17 protein-coding genes and 1 pseudogene are annotated in these 17,171 nt (G+C 46.0%); 6 read left to right on the top strand and 12 right to left on the bottom strand.

Annotated features, from left to right (window positions below; genetic code table 11):
* Positions 1 to 52 precede the first annotated feature (52 nt).
* Both G475_RS0110755 and G475_RS0110750 read right to left on the bottom strand, forming a co-directional pair.
* The gene (locus G475_RS0110755; protein ID WP_026701304.1) at positions 53 to 370 is read right to left on the bottom strand and encodes a DMT family transporter; all 318 of its coding nucleotides are present in this window, start codon (positions 368 to 370) and stop codon (positions 53 to 55) included.
* Complete coding sequence (locus tag G475_RS0110750) at positions 370 to 699, bottom strand: DMT family transporter (RefSeq protein WP_026701303.1); 330 nt, start codon at positions 697 to 699, stop codon at positions 370 to 372. The genes G475_RS0110755 and G475_RS0110750 overlap by 1 nt, the downstream gene beginning before the upstream one ends.
* Before the next feature lie 255 nt (positions 700 to 954).
* On the opposite strand from G475_RS0110750, the gene G475_RS0110745 reads away from it, so the two are divergent.
* A complete protein-coding gene (locus G475_RS0110745; protein WP_026701302.1) occupies positions 955 to 1,467 on the top strand; it encodes a DUF3231 family protein in 513 nt (170 codons plus the stop codon).
* 250 nt (positions 1,468 to 1,717) lie between these two features.
* Here G475_RS0110745 and G475_RS0110735 read toward each other — a convergent pair whose 3' ends face one another.
* Together G475_RS0110735 and G475_RS24780 are read right to left on the bottom strand one after the other, a co-directional pair.
* Positions 1,718 to 2,398, bottom strand: a complete 681-nt coding sequence (locus G475_RS0110735; RefSeq protein ID WP_026701300.1) for an anti-sigma factor family protein — start codon at positions 2,396 to 2,398, stop codon at positions 1,718 to 1,720.
* Entirely contained in the window at positions 2,388 to 2,957 is a 570-nt protein-coding gene (locus G475_RS24780; RefSeq protein WP_051302413.1) for an RNA polymerase sigma factor, read from the bottom strand. The genes G475_RS0110735 and G475_RS24780 overlap by 11 nt, the downstream gene beginning before the upstream one ends.
* Positions 2,958 to 3,105: 148 nt before the next feature.
* Between G475_RS24780 and G475_RS0110725 the strand changes: the two genes are divergently transcribed.
* The 3 genes from G475_RS0110725 to G475_RS0110715 are packed head-to-tail and all read left to right on the top strand — an operon-like array spanning position 3,106 to position 6,160.
* Positions 3,106 to 4,263 carry a COG1470 family protein gene (locus G475_RS0110725; RefSeq protein WP_026701299.1) on the top strand — a complete coding sequence of 386 codons (1,158 nt, stop codon included), beginning with the start codon at positions 3,106 to 3,108 and terminating at the stop codon, positions 4,261 to 4,263.
* 2 nt (positions 4,264 to 4,265) lie between these two features.
* Entirely contained in the window at positions 4,266 to 5,210 is a 945-nt protein-coding gene (locus G475_RS0110720; RefSeq protein WP_026701298.1) for an ABC transporter ATP-binding protein, read from the top strand.
* Entirely contained in the window at positions 5,207 to 6,160 is a 954-nt protein-coding gene (locus G475_RS0110715) for an ABC transporter permease (protein ID WP_035710885.1), read from the top strand. Before G475_RS0110720 ends, G475_RS0110715 begins: the two co-directional genes overlap by 4 nt.
* A gap of 35 nt (positions 6,161 to 6,195) precedes the next feature.
* On the opposite strand, the gene G475_RS0110710 is transcribed toward G475_RS0110715, so the two are convergent.
* A complete protein-coding gene (locus G475_RS0110710) occupies positions 6,196 to 8,358 on the bottom strand; it encodes a type IA DNA topoisomerase (RefSeq protein ID WP_026701296.1) in 2,163 nt (720 codons plus the stop codon).
* A 143-nt stretch (positions 8,359 to 8,501) separates the two neighbouring features.
* On the opposite strand from G475_RS0110710, the gene G475_RS24775 reads away from it, so the two are divergent.
* The gene (locus G475_RS24775; protein WP_051302411.1) at positions 8,502 to 9,308 is read left to right on the top strand and encodes a 2OG-Fe dioxygenase family protein; all 807 of its coding nucleotides are present in this window, start codon (positions 8,502 to 8,504) and stop codon (positions 9,306 to 9,308) included.
* 125 nt (positions 9,309 to 9,433) lie between these two features.
* Here the strand turns inward: G475_RS24775 and G475_RS0110700 are convergent, their stop codons facing one another.
* The 4 genes from G475_RS0110700 to G475_RS0110680 all read right to left on the bottom strand — a co-directional run bounded on the left by G475_RS0110700 (position 9,434) and on the right by G475_RS0110680 (position 12,974).
* Complete coding sequence (locus tag G475_RS0110700; RefSeq protein WP_026701295.1) at positions 9,434 to 9,676, bottom strand: DUF2584 family protein; 243 nt, start codon at positions 9,674 to 9,676, stop codon at positions 9,434 to 9,436.
* A 62-nt stretch (positions 9,677 to 9,738) separates the two neighbouring features.
* Complete coding sequence (locus G475_RS0110695; RefSeq protein WP_026701294.1) at positions 9,739 to 11,091, bottom strand: hypothetical protein; 1,353 nt, start codon at positions 11,089 to 11,091, stop codon at positions 9,739 to 9,741.
* Between the two features lie 248 nt (positions 11,092 to 11,339).
* Positions 11,340 to 11,978: an SDR family oxidoreductase gene (locus G475_RS0110685; RefSeq protein ID WP_026701293.1), complete on the bottom strand. Its 639-nt coding sequence runs from the start codon at positions 11,976 to 11,978 to the stop codon at positions 11,340 to 11,342.
* A 60-nt stretch (positions 11,979 to 12,038) separates the two neighbouring features.
* Positions 12,039 to 12,974 (bottom strand): DMT family transporter, encoded by a 936-nt coding sequence (locus G475_RS0110680; RefSeq protein ID WP_026701292.1) that lies wholly within the window; start codon positions 12,972 to 12,974, stop codon positions 12,039 to 12,041.
* Positions 12,975 to 13,243: 269 nt separating this feature from the next.
* On the opposite strand from G475_RS0110680, the gene G475_RS0110675 reads away from it, so the two are divergent.
* Positions 13,244 to 14,620, top strand: a complete 1,377-nt coding sequence (locus tag G475_RS0110675) for an MATE family efflux transporter (RefSeq protein WP_026701291.1) — start codon at positions 13,244 to 13,246, stop codon at positions 14,618 to 14,620.
* Here G475_RS0110675 and G475_RS0110670 read toward each other — a convergent pair.
* The 3 genes and pseudogenes from G475_RS0110670 to G475_RS28010 all read right to left on the bottom strand — a co-directional run.
* Positions 14,553 to 16,208 carry a YndJ family protein gene (locus G475_RS0110670; protein ID WP_026701290.1) on the bottom strand — a complete coding sequence of 552 codons (1,656 nt, stop codon included), beginning with the start codon at positions 16,206 to 16,208 and terminating at the stop codon, positions 14,553 to 14,555. The genes G475_RS0110675 and G475_RS0110670 overlap by 68 nt on opposite strands.
* Positions 16,205 to 16,693, bottom strand: coding sequence for a GNAT family N-acetyltransferase (locus G475_RS0110665; RefSeq protein ID WP_026701289.1), 489 nt, complete (start codon positions 16,691 to 16,693; stop codon positions 16,205 to 16,207). Before G475_RS0110665 ends, G475_RS0110670 begins: the two co-directional genes overlap by 4 nt.
* A gap of 211 nt (positions 16,694 to 16,904) precedes the next feature.
* A pseudogene (locus G475_RS28010) lies at positions 16,905 to 17,090 on the bottom strand (Beta-galactosidase C-terminal domain); the annotation flags it as partial.
* Positions 17,091 to 17,171 lie beyond the last annotated feature (81 nt).

Here is a 17,171-nt window from a genome sequence, read left to right as displayed (position 1 = left end):
AATATATAGAACATAACCAAATACCGCAACCTTTTTGCCAATTCTTCAACAATCATTCAGAAATCAGCTTTAATCCTGCAACTGCAGCGATAATGATAAAAATACAGCTGATGCGGAACAAGTTTTTGCGCTCGCCGTACCAAATCATTCCAAGGACCGCTCCACCGGAAGCACCAATTCCCGTCCAGACGGCATAAGCCGTTCCCATCGGCAGAGTCTCCATCGCAAGTGCTAAAAAGATAAAACTGAGCCCAAAACCAAGAATCATACCTGTAAACGCTGTTTTACTATGATCACGATGCAGTTTATTAATCAAAGTTACGCCACTTATTTCAAACAAACCAGCGGCGATTAAATAAAGCCAGGCCATCAGCTTTCCCTCTTTTCTGGGTGATCTTCTGCCATCTTTAATCCAACAATCCCGAGAAGAAGAACTGCAATCAGTACGATTTTCAACGGCTGAAAAGGAGCGCCGAATATCAGGCTTTCACTTAACACCGTGCCTGCTGTTCCAATCCCGGCAAACACCGCATACACCGTGCCCACCGGCAGGGTTTTCCCAGCCATGACCAGGAAGTAAAAACTTATATAGATACAAATCCCTGTCATTCCCCATTCCCATGGAGAAGCAGCATGTTTCAGGCCGATCACCCAGCCGATTTCAAATAAACCGGCCACTATTACTTTCAGCCATTGCATTATTTTTCCTCCAAAAAACCCGGAAGACCTACTAAACCCAGAGGCCGGACAAACGGATTCCAGTTATTATCGCTTTCCTTATTTTAATCAATATCTTCCCCATTGTCTAAACAGTTGATGCTGCTGCGATGATTTACAATTTTGCCCATAAATAATCACGGCTTTTCTCCACATTCTAAGTATTGTCGGTCTGTTGCTTTATACAGCTGGGAAACCAAAAGGAGCTTAAAAATGAAAAAATGGGGGAGAATAATTATGGGGATATTAGGCGGCCATCCACACAATGAACCGATGCATTACGGAGAAGTTTTTGGAGCTTGGTCTTATTTAAATGGGCTGAAAGGAACGATTTCCGGTTACCAAACTTGGATGAACCATACCGGAGATACGGAATTATTCAAGCTGATGGAAAACATGGTTGATGAAGCCAAAAGAGAAGAAATGGAAATTGAACAGCTGTTAAAAGAAAATGGAGTTGGACTGCCTCCTTCTCCTCCCGAACGAGCTTATTCGGATATGGAGACCATTCCGGTCGGAGCGCGTTTTAATGACGCGGAAATCTCCGCTTCCATTACAAGAGATATAACGAATGGTCTCATGGCCTGCAGTCAGATTATAGGCCAGTCTACCCGGGAAGATATCGCTATGATGTTTGACCGGTATCATACCGCTAAAGTACAGGCCGGAGCGAGATTGCTTCAGTTAAACAAGGATAAGGGATGGCTGGTACTTCCTCCGCTGCAAACAGAAGGATACGTGACAGTTTAAACTGTTTGACTATCCCAAAAGTGGAAGTGTCCAAAAAGCGTTAGCTGCAAGTGGGTGCCAGTTCGAAGGTGACAAAAACGCAGCCGCTATTGCTCTCATTCTGGGTGAATCTTCAGCGGCAGCTCTTTGCGTTGGGCTTTCTACTCCTGGTTTCGTATTTTTATCTGCTGTAAAAGATAGGGGGCTGTCCTTTTTTGGCCAGCCCCGTTTTTCATCTCTCCCATCTGTTTTCGCCGTAAAAATCTCTACTTTACTCATTGAAAAAGAATTGGAGAGAATAAATTCTAACGTCTTGATGTTTCCTTGATTTCACTACCAGATATTTCGGTTTATCAGCTATTGCCTGTTGCCTGTATACGTGGCCAGCGTGTTCTTCTGCCTCCATGCTCCCTACGTTGACGATATTTTCTTTCTGAGTATGAAGTTCAGCTTCAGGCTCATCATTATGAATCCCATCCACGAATATATACAACTCCCCTGTCCGATTGTTAATCCATACATACCCTTCTGTATCCGAATAAACCGGAGAAGTTGCTGTATATAAAGTCGTTTCTGGTTCATGGATAAAGGAAGGGGATGCCGTTTCAGGCTCGCTTCCCTGCTGGTTCACTTGGAATAATGGGAGAAGCAACAATACAAAAGCTAAAACGGCTGCCGCCCCCGCCGCTGCTCCTTTATTTTGGAAAATAGGTGTTTTTGTATGTCTCTTGTCCTGCCGAACGGTCCGCTCCATTATTCTTTCCTTCGTCTCTGCGGAAGGAAGCTGGAACGAAGCCCCGGACTGATCTAATAGTGAATTCCATTCCTCCACCCGTTTGCGGCACTCCCGGCAAGAAGAGATATGGTCCTGCAGGGCCGGCTTTTCTCTTTCCGGAAGTTCTCCGAGAACGTAATCTGCCAGCTCCTGATCATTATATCGATCACAAGTCATATTTGTCTTGATCCTCCCTTTTTGCGCCCTCTTCAGACCACTGTTTTTGGAGGGAACGAAGCCCCTGCCGCACCCAGGATTTCACGGTACCCAGGGGTTTTTTCATCGCTGCCGCCAGCTGGGCGTGGGACTGCTCATATAAATAATTACCGATTAGGGCATTCTTTTGTTTTTCCGGCAGCCGGGCCAGGAAGGTTTTTGTTTTTTCCCATTCCATTTGTTTTACCACTTCGTCTTCCAGCCGCTCCTTTGATTCAATTTCAATATCTTCTTTTACCACTTCGGCTCTTTTGCGGAGCCGGTCCAAACAACGCGACCGTGTTTTCACCGCTATCCAAGAACGGACCGAACCCCGGGACGGATTGAATTGATGAGACTGCTGATAGACTTCAATAAATACTTCCTGGACCAGATCTTCCGCATCTTTTTCGTTTTTCAGCAGTTTCAGCGCAATCGTATTTACAAAAGGAGAATATGCCTCGTAAAAACGGGCAAAAGATTCTTCGTTTTTTTCTTGTCTGGTTAAGAATTCATCGGCTGATTCCAAGTCATGCCTCACGGTTGAACTCCTTTATTTTTGTATGTCGTTATGTACTTAGTTTTATCAGAAAATTTAAAGTGTGGCAAAAAAATTTTTAAAAAAACCTCATCCAATTTTCGGTTTGGCACGTACCGGTTATAGAACTCATTCAAGGAGGTATGTCCACATGTTTAAAAAATCTTTCCTTTCTTTCCTTGCTGTTATTGCTCTTCTTTTTACAGGAAACCTGCCCTCAGCTCAAGCCGTGGATGGCTTTGAACTGTTCAGCCCTTATTCCGGAATCTCTGTAACACCTGGAGAGACGATCAATTATGACATGCAGGCCATTAATGATACCGGGTCCATTCAGGATGCAGAGCTTTCCGTGAATGGTCTGCCTGAAGGCTGGGATTACAACCTTACGGCAGGCGGCTTTCAGGTAAGTCAGCTGACAGTTCAGCCAGGCTCCCCACAGTCGTTTGCGTTAGAACTTGACGTTCCATTAGAAGTAGAAAAAGGCACCTATGAATTTGAAGTGAACGCTACAAATCCAAATGGACCGAATGATTCCATTCCTCTTTCTGTGACTGTTCAAGAGGAAGGTATCTATCAAACGGAGTTCACCAGTGAACAGCCTAATTTAGAAGGGGATTCGGAAACGGAGTTCCGTTATCAGGCTACGCTTAGAAATCGGACCGCGGAAGAACAGGTATATGCCATGGAAGCTTCGACCCCGGAAGAATGGTCCGTTCAATATGAGTCTGAAGGCGAGAGCGTCTCTTCTGTGTCCGTTCCTTCTAACCAGGAAAAAACGGTGACGGTCATCGCAACACCGCCGAATCAAATTGAAGCAGGAGATTATTCTTTTGACGTGACCGCTTCCGCAGGAGGTACTTCTGCCGCCCAAACGTTTGAAGCCAGTGTGACAGGACAGTTTGGGCTGGAATTGTCCACCCCGTCCGGTCAATTAAATACAAACGTAAACATAGGAGGCAGCCGCGCCATCGATCTAGTGGTGAAAAACACCGGCACCATTCCTGTAAACGAACAGTCTTTGTCAGCACAGACGCCCCCAAACTGGGAGATATCTTTCGAACCGGCCTCCATCCCCGCAATTGAACCCGGCAGCCAGGAGACCGTGCAGGCTGAAATCAATGCAAGTGACAATGCCATCGCCGGGGATTATGTGTCTACCATCACCGTGGAAGGGGCGCAGGTCAGCGACAGCATCGATCTTCGCATGTCTGTCCAAAAAACAGGAATATGGGGATGGATCAGCTCAGCTATTATTCTTCTGGTGGGAGCCGGTATTTACGCCGTGATACGCCGTTATGGGAGGAGATAAACATGAGGGAAACCATTGTTCAAATCGAAGAGTTACATAAAAATTATGGAGAAACGACGGCCGTGAGAAATTTGAGCCTGGATATTAAACGGGGAGAAATTTTTGGCCTGCTGGGTCCGAACGGAGCGGGAAAATCCACTACTATCCTTTCCATGCTTGGATTAACAGACATCAATTCCGGAACCATCCAGGTGAGCGGATTTAACTCTCAAACCGAGCCCATACAGGTAAAAAGAATTACCGGTTATCTTCCAGACCAGGTCGGTTTTTATGAGGACATGAGCGGCCTCGAAAATTTACTGCTCACGGCAAGATTGAACAATATTCCCGAGAAGCGGGCGTTGGATCACGCAGATGATCTGCTTCAGCAGGTCTATCTGCATTACGCTAAAGATGATAACGTCCGGACTTATTCCCGAGGGATGAAGCAGAGACTGGGCCTTGCCGATATTTTAATAAAAGACCCGGAAATCATCATTATGGATGAACCAACCCTGGGGATTGATCCGAAAGGAGTGCAGGAATTATTAACGCTTATTAAACAGCTCCGGGAGCATAAACAATTAACAGTGCTTTTATCGTCCCACCACTTAGAACAGGTACAATCGATTTGTGACCGGGTCGGCCTTTTTATGAATGGGTCCTTATTTGCGGTCGGCACCGTGGAACAATTGAGGGAAGAATTATACCAGGATAAAGAAGTAAAGATGGACGTGGTATTTGAACAAGAGCTGACCCCTTCCCTCAAGCAGGAACTTCAAGATAGGACAGAACGCAACGTGGAATTCCTTTCTGACACTCATATCAGGTTGTTCAGTTCCTATGAAATTATCTTTTTTGAATGGGTGCACCACCGTTCGCTTTCGCTGCGGCAGCTGGTAAAACAGGGCTACGAACTTCAGGATATTTATGAACAATACTTTACCGAGGAGGGAGAAACGTTATGATAGAGCTGTGGAAAAACGAGCAGGATGAAAACAGATGGCATCCATTTTCCGTTCTCATAAAAAAAGAACTGGCAGACCACATCCGCAGTTTCCGGTTTATTATTTTGTTTGTGCTCGTCATGTTCATCTGTGTCGGCTCTTTGTATGTCGTTCTCTCCAACATCAGGGAAGCTGCTTCAGATGTCGATCCAGGGAGTGCCACCCTGTTTCTCAAAATCTTCACATTGTCTAATGGGGAGCTTCCTCCTTACTTCGCTTTGCTGGGATTAATCGGTCCGCTTGTAGGTATATCCCTTGGCTTCGATGCGATAAATGCTGAGATGAACAAACGAACACTCAGCCGCATTCTCGCCCAGCCGATTGCGCGGGATGCGGTCATCAACGCGAAATTTCTGGCAGCCGTTATTGCCGTTTCGATTATGATACTCTCCCTTGCCTTTTTAATGATCGGATTCGGTATCTGGTTTATCGGCATCCCGCCAACTTTTGAGGAATTTCTTCGTATAATGATTTTCACAGCTGTAACCATTATCTATATCGCGTTTTGGATCAATTTGTCCATCATTTTTTCCACTTTATTTAAACAGCCGGCAACTTCCGCACTGACCTGCATTGCCATCTGGCTGTTTTTCTCCGTATTTTTCAATATTTTAATACAGTTCCTTTCCGGATCAGAGATCGGGAGCGCGGGCAGAGGCTGGACGTATTATCTCAGTCAGCTCTCTCCTACTCAAATTTACAGTAACGTTACATCGGTGCTGTTAACGCCGGGAATACGTTCTACCGGTCCATTGTCGATGGGGCAGGTTGCCGGTTCGATCCCAACACCGCTTCCGCTCCAGCAAAGCCTGCTGGTCATCTGGCCCCATTTAACTACGTTGATCGCCGGAACATTTATCTGCTTCGGGATCGCCTATCTGCTTTTTATACGAACCGAAATCCGTTCTTAAGAAAAACCCGCCTAGAGCTGGGAGCCCGAGTTCCTCTACTTATCATGCGAAGCGGGAAATAGGAACTCGGTTTTCCCGTTCTTCCATACAAGGGCCGCATCGAAAGTTCGTTTTCCATTAAAACCTTTAAGGACGGGTGTCGTCCCTTTTTCGCATAAAGCACGGATATGCGCTTTAGTAATCGTTTTTCCTAAAATGGTTCGGTTAAATGTCTGCCGGCATCCGTTGTTATATTCGGTGCATCCGTAAAAGTTCTTTCGTAACACAATACTCCCTTTTTTACACGCGGGGCAGCGGACAATCGGTTCCGTGGATTTTTGGCTCCTTTTAGAACGTTTCGGCTCCGGCAGGCCTTCTGTCGAAATATCCAGTGGATGCACTTTCTCGTCAGCGGTATTTACTAGTTTTCTCGTGAAGGCAGCGGTGTTATCTATAAATGTTTTCTTCTCCGCTTCCCCTTCCCCGATTTTTCGTAAAAATAATTCCCATTTTGCCGTCATTTCCGGTTTTGATAGTAAGGAGCCTTCTACAGCCCGGCATAGAATTTCTCCTTTTTTCGTAACGTGAACGACGTTTTTCTGCACCTTTATATATTCCTGCCGAATCAGCGTCTTAATAATACTGCTGCGGGTGGCCTCGGTTCCCAGTCCTTCCACTTCTTTCAGCGCCCGTTTCGCTTCTTCATCATCTTCGACGGTCTGCCCGCAGGTTTTCATCATGTTTATCAGATTCCCTTCGGTATAGGGTTTGGGCGGCTTTGTCATTTCCCGGTTAATATACACGGAAGCCATTGCCGGCATATCCTCCGTTAAGGAGGGCAGCTGCGGCAGTTTTTGTTTCGAGTTGACATCTGTACTTTTAAACAGCGTTTTCCAGCCCTGCTGCTTGTCCACCTTTCCTTTACTAAAAAAAGACAAGCCTTTCACATTCGTGGTTACAACCGTTTCTTCATAGATATAATCCTGGTGAAACACAGCAAGTACACTTTTTACAATTTCCATATATATCTTGTTCTGTTCCGGACGCAGCTTTTGCAGCGCCGCTTCTGTCGGAATCTTTTTTGTCGGGATGATGGCATGATGTTCTTTCACTTTATTGTTATCGACAAACCGTTTTCTAGCACGCGGTTCTTCGGCTTGAAAAACGTCACTGGTCACCTGCTGGTACGCCTCCACATTTTGCTTCAAATAATGATATTCATTGTTCGTTATGTGCTGTGTATCTGTTCTGGGATACGTTACTAGTTTTAATGGTTCGTCATACAGGCTCTGTACTATTTCCATTGTTTTGGAGGGGCTGAATTTATATTTTTTGTTTGCCAGGGTCTGCAGGGTGGAAAGGGAATGGAGCATTGGCGGTTTTATACGTTTTTCCTTGACCTCAACGTCCTGCACAACGCCCTCCTCTTCGGTGCCGATTCCATGTTCCGCAAGGACGTTCCCAGCATTTTCATGCGTCCTGTACCTCTCCTTTGTTTTACCTTCGTAGCTCCCCGCTTCTGTTTGAAAATCAGCTTTGATTTCAAAGTAGGGTTCCGGGACAAAGGTTTCAATTTCCTGCTGACGGTCATAAATCAGTTTCAGGGTCGGTGTCTGCACCCTGCCGACACTGAAAACATGATTCAGCCCCTTCTTTTTGAGAAGCAGTGTGTACAAACGGCTCGCATTCATGCCAACAACCCAGTCTGAGATTTGACGGGCCTGGGCTTCTGCGTAAAGAGAGTGAAACGCTTCCCCCGGTTGAAGCCGTTCAAACCCTTTTCTTACTTCCTCCTGCTCCAGGCTGTTAATCCAAAGTCTTTGCTGGGGTTTATGCGACACACCTGCCTGCTGTATAATACTTTGCGCAATATTTTCACCTTCGCGGTCGCAGTCTGTAGCAATAATGATGGTCTCTGCCTGCTGCAGCAGACGGCGGACGATGTGAAATTGTTTTTTTGTTTTTTGTGAAGGCCGGAACTCAAACGTCTGCGGAAGCATAGGCAGCTGATTCAGACTCCAGCGTTTCCAGGACGTTTCATATTCAGCCGGAGACTTCAATTCTATTAAATGACCGACTCCCCACGTCAGCACTGCTCCTTCTGGAAAAGCGGGGCAGGAAGGAATCGTTAAATATCCTTCTTTTTTCTGCCCTTTGGGAAAAGCCGCAGCATACGCTTTGGCCTGGCTTGGTTTCTCTGCCAGGATAACAGGCATCATCGATAGCTCCTTCCTGATCAATCACGAATATACGTTCTTTTTAGTATAGAGCATTTTTGTCTGTTTCGAAATGCTTTCTCTTATCGCAGACGAAAAAAAATGATAGACTTTTATAGGAATTATCATAGATGGAGGTCATACCTGTGAGTCAGTTAAAAGAAGCAGGATTTGAATATTATCATATAAAAGAGAGGATACAATACGCGGGGATGGAAAAGGACCTGGTTCAGCTGCAGGAGGCGTTTGACTACCTGCCTTCCGACGAATACGCCCCTCATCTCCACCGGTTTCGGCGCTATGCGAGAGCACTTGTCATGCCTGGCACTCACGACGTAAAGTGGCTCCCGGAAACCCGGATAGACGGTCAGGCGTACTATGAATATTTTCAAGGCAGCTTCAATCCGGAATATATGGGAGAATACCGGCGTTTCCCCTCGCTTGATAAAAGGTCCATGAATAATAAGCTGCTCGAAGAAATAATCAAGTTCGACTTTAAGGAAACCTTTTGGATGAGAGAAGATGCGCTCATGCCTTTTCACGCTGGTGTTCATTTTGTGAAGCTGCAGGTGGAAAAAGAGGGGGACGTTGCCGTTTCCTCGCCAAATACTCTCCACCAGGACGGAGAACCATTTACATTTGCTCATTTGATACGGAGAAAAAATATCAGCGGGGCGGTAAATGCTATATCGATTCCGAAGCATCGGGGCAAAATGCCGGAGGATATACCGGAAGAAGATATCACAAGCTCGTTTTATCTGACAGAACCGCTTGAATCCTACAGTGTCTATGATCCGCTTGTGACCCATTTTGTAGGTGATGTCAAAAAAGGGCCGGAAGCGGGGCCGGGAGAACGTTCTGCTATTCTGATTGATTTTCAGCCGACCGTGATTGCGGATCCGGATCAGATCCGCAGCATGCGCGGACAAACAGAATCCATGATATATGTCTAAAGGGTGGTTTATTTGGGTTCAAAGGCTAAGTTCACAACGTCCTGCTGCACCGCCTTTGTGACCTGCATCGTGCAGGCCCGGTTCAAAAGCTGACTTCGCAATGTCGTGTTCCATGCCCTTCACAGCTAATTTACCGAGGTAAGAGAAACAAGTTCATAATACAGCGTCGTCCGTCCTGTGCCCCATTCCACTTTCGTGATAATAGCTGTTCCAAATGGTGCTTTATCTTCTTCTGTCTGAATGGCTATGGCCGTATCCAATGGATAGAGGTGATAGCCTTCCTTCACCAGGCGGAACGACCTTTCTCCAAGGCGTTCGGAATGTTTGTGTGTCACGATTTCCCAATTCATTTCAATGGAAAAACCCATTGCTTATCCCTTCCTTCATGTCTCTCTCCTATCAGTATTCGACAAAAATATAGAATCTCCTTCTACAACAAAAAATATCCAAGCATGACCCCCGTTCCGCCAAATATTAAAGCAAACGGAAGATTCCAGAAGGTCAGCTGATAAGGATTTCGTTTCATATACTGGGACATCATAGTTATCGGGACGTTGAAGGTCCCTGCTGCATCATTGGCCAGTGTTCCCGTAATCATAACAATCGCGATGCTCATCGGGTTTATTTCCTGTAAAAACGGCTCTACAAACAACCCCTGCATACTGATTGTAACCAGGGGGTGAACGCCGGCACAGGCTAGACCCAGCGCACTAACCTGAAGGACAAGCAGTAACAGCAAAGGTGTTTCTCCGATGAAAGCCAGCGGCTCCTGAAACTTAGCAAAGATATTCGTTTTTTTTACGATGTCATTAAAAAGACCAAGAACCAGGAACAGCAGCATAAAGTTCTGCATGGTTTTCATCTGCTGCGGCCAGGTGAGGACATTATACCGGAAAAACACCTTATGACGCTTAATCAGAAGAGCCCACAGGGTGGTATAAGGCAGGACTGAAATAATGACCGCCTCAAAAAAATCCAGACCCAGCCACAAGTGGAGAGAAGCAGCAGTTCCGATAAAAAGGACTAAAAATACTCCCATCAGCACCAGTTTCCGTATTTCTTTTTTGGTAAACATGGGTGCCGGCTGTTTCTCTTTCAAGGATATATGTTTGTAGGTGAAGGAGGCCAGCAGCCAGTCGAGCATAAGCATCGCGCCTGAAAAACCAAGCAGCCACGGGAGCAGATGCAGATAAGAAACACTTGTAATTCCGATAACCAGAGCAATATATACTTCAATCGGACTCCAGACATTGACACTTGCAAAAGAACGAAGCATCGACTGCACCGCAAACCGATGGAAAGTCTTATCTGAAAATCCGGTTAACCTCTGCTGCACAAAACGGTAAACCAGGGGAATCGCGGATAAAAATATGAACAGGCCGAGAACATAGTGGGTGAGAGAAGTGCGCCGGTAAAACTGGGCCAGATTGGTGGTTTTTGCCTGCAGCAGACGATACAGCGACCGTTCAAAGCGTCCGACGATCATAAAATGATTGATAAAAGGAATCATGTATAACAGGGAGAGAAGCAGCGCCATCGACGTGAAATAAACAGGAACTTCCCTCCAGGGCAGCTCATAAGCGAAAAACAGTCCCGCCGATACAGTAAAAAAGAAAACCGCCAGTATTTGGTACGTGCGGTTTGCTCCCGCGACAGAGAATAGCAGCGCTATCATCCCGATACAACCCAGGAGATAACTGAGAAACTCTGACGATATAAAAACATGAACAATATAGAGTGAAACATAACTTGAATAGGTAATAAAACGAAGCTCCTGCATCATTGAGAACCTTCCTTAATATTTTTCAAGTATTCAAAAAATCCATCTTTGCCGCTTCTCCTCCATAAGAAAAACGGGCGATAAGAAACCTTTTAGACGCTTCCCCTGCCCACGGGTGACTTCTCTTTTCCATAGAAAAGGAACTGTACCCTTTTATACAGCTCCTACTGTCTTATCATACTCAAATCTAATGTTATGAAATATATTCGACAACATTTCCCGGGAAATACAGAAAAACATACTGCCTGCCCTCATAATTTTTTTATTGCTTTTTCGATTGGTTCTTTCCCTGATAACAGTTCAAATGTTTTATATTTTACATTTTCTTCTGTTAAAGAAGCAATCATCACTCTTGCTGTATCCTCTCTTGAAATAGAACGGTGTTCCTGGTCATTGAATTTCTCTTTTATTTCTACCAGTCCCCTCCCTTTATCAAACGTAAGAGAACCGGTCCGTACTATCGTATAGGGGAGGCCGCTGCTCCGCAAATGAGCATCTGCCGCCCCTTTTGCTTCTAAATAATACTTGTCAGGTCCGTCTGGATTATCGGCTCCCATACTGCTCAGCATCACAAAGTGACGGACTCCCTGCACCCGGGAGGCATCAATTAGTTTTTTTGCCCCTACCTGATCCACAGCCAGCGTCTTTTCAGGTCCGGTTTTGGAACCTGATCCAGCCGCAAAAAGAACGGCGTCCATTCCTTTTGGTGATTTAGATACATTATTTTCCAGATCAGCGGTGATGATTTGCTGCGCACCTAATTGTTTCATTCTGCCGGCCTGTGTATAATCACGAACCATGGCGTAAACCTCGTGATTCGAATCATTGGCAAGCATTTCTACTAAGAGCTGCCCCGTATATCCGTGAGCGCCGGCCACCAAAACCTTCATCCCTGACCCCTCCTCGTTTTTTCTTTATCTATTTTCTCTTATTTTATCATAAACACAGCCTTACATGGCATCTCCATGATGATGAAAAGGCGGTTTTCCCCGCTTCCTTCGGCGGAATTTCATTTTTTTGGAAAACACCGAAAGAATAATGGAAGAAAAAATGAGAAGAATTCCAATCGTCTGCCACCCCGTCAGTTCATCGTGAAAGATCATCACTCCTACCATAATTCCTACAATCGGTTCAATCGTCGCTAATATTGCAGCATGACTCGACTCAATATATTTTAATCCGGCTGTATACAATACATACGCTAATATAGTCGATACGAGCACACTTCCGACAGCATATATCCATGCCATCGGCTCGGCAAACGGAGCAAGGTTGTTTTCAATTCCGCTTACCGGAAGCAGAAATACTCCGCCGCACAGCATTGAATACGCCGTAATCGTGATGGAGTGATATTTCCGACTGACAAATTTACCGATAATACTATAGAGAGCACAAAAGAATCCGGACGCTAAACCAAAGACCAGTACAGAAAATGTCAGATTCATAGAACCGAGCGGAAAAAAACCGGCTACTAAACTGCATCCGGCCATGGTTAATAGAATGGCTCCGATCTTATTCAAGGTCATGGGTTCCTGAAAGACAAAACGGGAAATCACTGCTACAAAAACAGGGCTGGTATAAAGCAGTACCACAGCCACGGACAAAGAGGATTGTTCCATCACCGTAAAATAGCACCAGTTAAACAGGGCAATACTTACGACTCCCAGCCCGATAAAATAGGGAAGATCTCTCAGATGTATTTTCAGCAGATAAGGGCGGATAAATCCTATGATACCGAACATGAGGATCATCGACAGGGACATTCTTATTGTGACTACTTCCAGCGGAGAAAAACCAAAGGCATATAGATTCTGTACAAACAGCCCGGTCAATCCCCAGAAGGAAGCCCCAAAAATTGTTATACCATATGCAGCAGCAGGTCTCATATTTTCCACCTTCTTTGCTTTCAAAATGATATAAAAGTGAAACGGAAAGGCGAGGAGGCATTTATTCCGTATAATGAAAAAAGCGTTTTATTGGATCTCGAGCATTCCTATCTTCTCACCTTAGCCGGGAAATTACCACACGTATTCAATATTATATTAGAATAGTTTTGACCTTATCTGACTAAAACAGTCTGCTCCTCTTGCCAAACCCAAAGGAAATTGCTATCATTATCCATCACGTAATGACCCAGGACACGGAGGAAATAATCATGTATCATGCCGAAACGATTCTGGAAAAATGCAGACTGTTTGCGATTATTTTATGGCCGATTCTAGTAACACAGTTAAGTTATTTTGGAATGAACGTGATCGATACGATCATGTCCGGGCAAGCGGGGACGTCTGACCTTGCCGGTGTTTCTATTGGGGCTGGGTTATGGCTTCCTGTTTTCACCGGAATGAATGGGATTCTGCTTGCCATTACGCCCATGGTCGGACAACTCTTGGGAAAAAAAGAACATCACAGCATTACTGCAATTATTACCCAGGGGTTTTATGTCGCTATCCTGTTCGGGGGGCTCATTCTTATAAGCAGTGCACTGCTGCTGGAACCAGTCTTGTCCTTGATGTCTCTTGATCCAGAGGTGCATCATACTGCCAAGCATTATTTGATCGGATTGTCCACCGGCATCATCCCTTTTTTTCTATCGATTGTGCTGCGTAATTTCTTCGATGCACAAGGGTACCCACGGATTACCATGACTATTATGCTGGGGGTCCTGCCTCTCAATTTTTTGTTTAATTATTCGTTGATTTTCGGGAAATTCGGCGCGCCGGCATTAGGAGGGATCGGAGCCGGTTATGCTACTGCTGCTTCTTATTTCATTATCTTTTTATTTAGTGTCGTGATGACGTTCAGGGTCGAGGTCATGCGCAGGTACCGCATTTTTGTACAGTGGTTTGCTCCTTCCTGGACGGCCTGGAAAAGGCAGCTGCGTATCGGCATACCACTTGGGCTGTCTCTCTTTTTTGAAGCGAGCATTTTTTCGGCCGTGACCTTACTGATGGCAGCCATGTTTGACACCATCACTATTGCTGCTCATCAAGCGGCGTTCAGTTTTACTTCTATTATTTTTATGATTCCCTTAAGCATGTCTCTTGCGTTGACCATCGTGGTTGCCTTCGAAGTCGGGGGACAAAGAATAGCGCATGCAAAACAATACACACGGATCGGTGTGCTCACCGCCATGTGTATTATGCTGATCTCGTCCTGCTTTATCTATTTTTTCCGGGAGCCGATCAGCTATATCTATACCGATAACCCGGAAGTCGTTGCCCTGGCCAAACGGTTTTTGATTTTTGCTATCTTCTACCAATTTTCCGACGCGGCCCAATCTACCCTGCAGGGGGTGCTGCAGGGGTACAAAGATGTGACCGTTCCCTTTCTTACTTCATTTATTTCGTATTGGCTCCTCGGGCTTCCGGCCGGATACCTTCTGGCTGCTCATACCAACCTTGGGCCGTTTGGGTGGTGGCTCGGCATTACAGTCGGTTTAACCTCTGCTGCAACAGGTTTTTTCATTCGCCTGAAAATCGTTCAACACCGGCATGCTTCGGTTCCCCAATCAATGGCAGGCGATACTTAATCGTGAGAAAACGGAGAGGGCCAACCATGAGGGAATGGCTGGCTTCCAGTCCTCCCCCTGCTTCCCAGACATGAAACACTTCCTGCAGCGGAGTTTTCCATGTCCATCCGCCAATAGTGATATAAATTCCTTCATCCCCCCGTTTATCCAGGGATTTGCGGCTTGTTAAAATCAGAGTTCCCTTCCTTCCGTGCACGGGACGTAGAATACCTGTCATAACTCCGGCCGGCAGAGGCAGGGCAATGTTAAAATACGTTACTCCTTTTTTTGTATGTCTCGAATAAACAGCAGTGAAAATCGGCTCTTCTGTTGAACGATTCTGTCTGATCCAAACATGCGGCTCCGGGCGGCCGTCCCGTTCCTCCGGGAGCCTGTAGATCGTGCCGCTCATTGCCGCCGGGCCGGAAGAGGGTATGTTTATTTGTTTCATTTTGTTCGTAAAAAAAGAGGAGACCGGGGACAGAAACGGGACGTCCCAGGTGATATCCGCCTCCATTCCAAACCGGGCAGTCTGGGTATAAAACGCTGCAACAAGCCGATCCAATGTTTCAGGAGAAAAATCCTCTCTTTTGTAGTTCTGCCATACCGTAAGCAGACCTTCCCCCGGCTCTGGAAGATGTTTAGCTGTAAACCTTTCCGCTATGTTTCTTCTTCCCCGCAGCCGGCTGATGGGAAATTGATTATATACAGCCCGGGGAGCAGGGAAGGCTGCATACCAGCCGATAAGAGCAAAAATCGAAAAAATGAAAGCATTCCAGGCACCGTGCCATGGTATCATTCCGGAAATGCCTATAAAGGAAATGCCTGCCGCCCGTCCTGCGCTGTATAGAATCGATAAAGTCATCGTTATTATAAGAACAGCAGAAGAAAGGAGCAGGCTCCCTTTTGCCAGGGGCGGCATGGACAAACCTGCCTTTATAGTCCATCCCGCCAACCAATATAGGAAAAACACATAGATTCCGACCAAGACTGCTTCAAGCGGCGGTCCCTGATCTACAGCAGCTGCTGTTAACAATGGACCGATCAGGACTCCAACTGTCAGGATCTGATAACCTCCCATGGAGTTGGAACCTTCGTTATAATAATGCCAACGCCCTAATAATCCTGTGAACACAGGCAGCAAAAAGGCTGCATAATGAAAATGTACAGCGGTTAAGTCAACAATCACGCTGGAGTACGGCAATAGCGAGGCAGCGCCGCCCTGCGCCAGAACAAACCAGCTTCCTCCTACAGGAAGGTACAGATATCCAATATCAATGGCCGTTTCCTCCAACGGAGCTATGCCGCGTGCCAACAGCCGGCGCAGGCCGCTCCAGCCGAGGATCAAAGTGAAAAAGAACCATATGCCTGCCAAAAGCAAGGGAAGAAATCGTGCTTCCATGTTCATGGAAAGAGTCCCGCACCAGCCAAACACAACGGAATACCGCCCTGTCCAATTAGGGAGAGAAACGACAGCGGTTGATAATACAATCGGAACGATGACAAAAAAGGATAATGCCAAGGCTGCTTCTATGATTTCCGGCTGATAAAATACGGCCCATATCCCAAAGCTGGAAAACCCAAGGAGGAGGTTAGTTCGTTTCGTCATCTCTGCTGCTCCACCAGCACAGTCTTTTTCATCGAAATCACCTTAAACGCCGGCCACTCTGGTTTGTCCACCGTATAAGTATCGAAAATATGATAGCCCAGCCGCTCGTACCGTTTCACATTCTGCGGTGTCGAGCCCCGCACCTTGCAATACACTGTTTGTTTTCCAAGCTGCACTGTTTTCTTTTCTGCCCAGCGGATGAGCGCCATTCCCACCCCGTGCCCTCTTTCTTCCGGAGGAACAGACAACCGGAAAAAATATAAAGAATCCTCCTCTTCTCTTACCCTCACGACACCTACTGCTCTCTCTTCCACATAACATACCGCCGCTGTCTCTTCCCTGCTGGCTATGGACGTTTGAATCAAATCCGTCGTTTCCTCCATTGCCCCCGAAGGCGGGCAGTCGTTATTGTATTCTTTAAAGGCCCGCTGCATCAGGAGGCGGACCGTTTCTGCTTCTGAAGAATTGACTTCTACTATCTTCATCGTTTTCTCTCCACCCATTCTAGTTTTCACCTATTCTTTTCTATCCTATCATCCTTCCCCTGCCATGTCATAAAAACAGCAAAATGGAAGAGAATTCAGCATATACTGCTGATACTGTCTTCCATTTCTGTTGATAATCCCAGCTCCTGGGAAAGCCGGATGAATTGCTCGATATCGCCCAGACGGGAATATGAAAGTTATCCTTCCTCGGTTAGTGATTATTAACAGAGGCTTTTTTTATAATCGAAAGACCACCAGGAGCCAAGTTAACGTTTCCGCGTGCCGGTATCCCTTTCATCAAATGAATAAAATCGCCACTCTGAACCTTTATGGTCTGTTGTTCTTCTCCAAAGTTCGTCAGGAAGATATAGTCATACTCACCGTCCGTCCTCTGCTGAGCCGATACTCCATGCGACCCGGTATCATTTTTCTAATCCTAACTTCTTCAATAAGAGCTCTGTAAAAGTCGTCCTTGTAG

This window comes from Salibacterium aidingense DSM 18341, from assembly GCF_000429685.1.
In the GTDB taxonomy this organism is placed as follows: Bacteria; Bacillota; Bacilli; order Bacillales; family Marinococcaceae; genus Salibacterium; species Salibacterium aidingense.
The sequence above is the reverse complement of the archived record's forward strand: the minus strand, read 5'-3'. Positions and strand labels throughout refer to the sequence as shown.

Bases quoted from the DNA above. Each gene is read 5' to 3' on its own strand.
- G475_RS0110755 (WP_026701304.1), bottom strand. From the start codon at position 370: ATGGCCTGGCTTTATTTAATCGCCGCTGGTTTGTTTGAAATAAGTGGC.
- G475_RS0110750 (WP_026701303.1), bottom strand. From the start codon at position 699: ATGCAATGGCTGAAAGTAATAGTGGCCGGTTTATTTGAAATCGGCTGG.
- G475_RS0110745 (WP_026701302.1), top strand. From the start codon at position 955: ATGGGGATATTAGGCGGCCATCCACACAATGAACCGATGCATTACGGA.
- G475_RS0110735 (WP_026701300.1), bottom strand. From the start codon at position 2,398: ATGACTTGTGATCGATATAATGATCAGGAGCTGGCAGATTACGTTCTC.
- G475_RS0110725 (WP_026701299.1), top strand. From the start codon at position 3,106: ATGTTTAAAAAATCTTTCCTTTCTTTCCTTGCTGTTATTGCTCTTCTT.
- G475_RS0110720 (WP_026701298.1), top strand. From the start codon at position 4,266: ATGAGGGAAACCATTGTTCAAATCGAAGAGTTACATAAAAATTATGGA.
- G475_RS0110715 (WP_035710885.1), top strand. From the start codon at position 5,207: ATGATAGAGCTGTGGAAAAACGAGCAGGATGAAAACAGATGGCATCCA.
- G475_RS0110710 (WP_026701296.1), bottom strand. From the start codon at position 8,358: ATGATGCCTGTTATCCTGGCAGAGAAACCAAGCCAGGCCAAAGCGTAT.
- G475_RS0110700 (WP_026701295.1), bottom strand. From the start codon at position 9,676: ATGGGTTTTTCCATTGAAATGAATTGGGAAATCGTGACACACAAACAT.
- G475_RS0110695 (WP_026701294.1), bottom strand. From the start codon at position 11,091: ATGATGCAGGAGCTTCGTTTTATTACCTATTCAAGTTATGTTTCACTC.
- G475_RS0110685 (WP_026701293.1), bottom strand. From the start codon at position 11,978: ATGAAGGTTTTGGTGGCCGGCGCTCACGGATATACGGGGCAGCTCTTA.
- G475_RS0110680 (WP_026701292.1), bottom strand. From the start codon at position 12,974: ATGAGACCTGCTGCTGCATATGGTATAACAATTTTTGGGGCTTCCTTC.
- G475_RS0110675 (WP_026701291.1), top strand. From the start codon at position 13,244: ATGTATCATGCCGAAACGATTCTGGAAAAATGCAGACTGTTTGCGATT.
- G475_RS0110670 (WP_026701290.1), bottom strand. From the start codon at position 16,208: ATGACGAAACGAACTAACCTCCTCCTTGGGTTTTCCAGCTTTGGGATA.
- G475_RS0110665 (WP_026701289.1), bottom strand. From the start codon at position 16,693: ATGAAGATAGTAGAAGTCAATTCTTCAGAAGCAGAAACGGTCCGCCTC.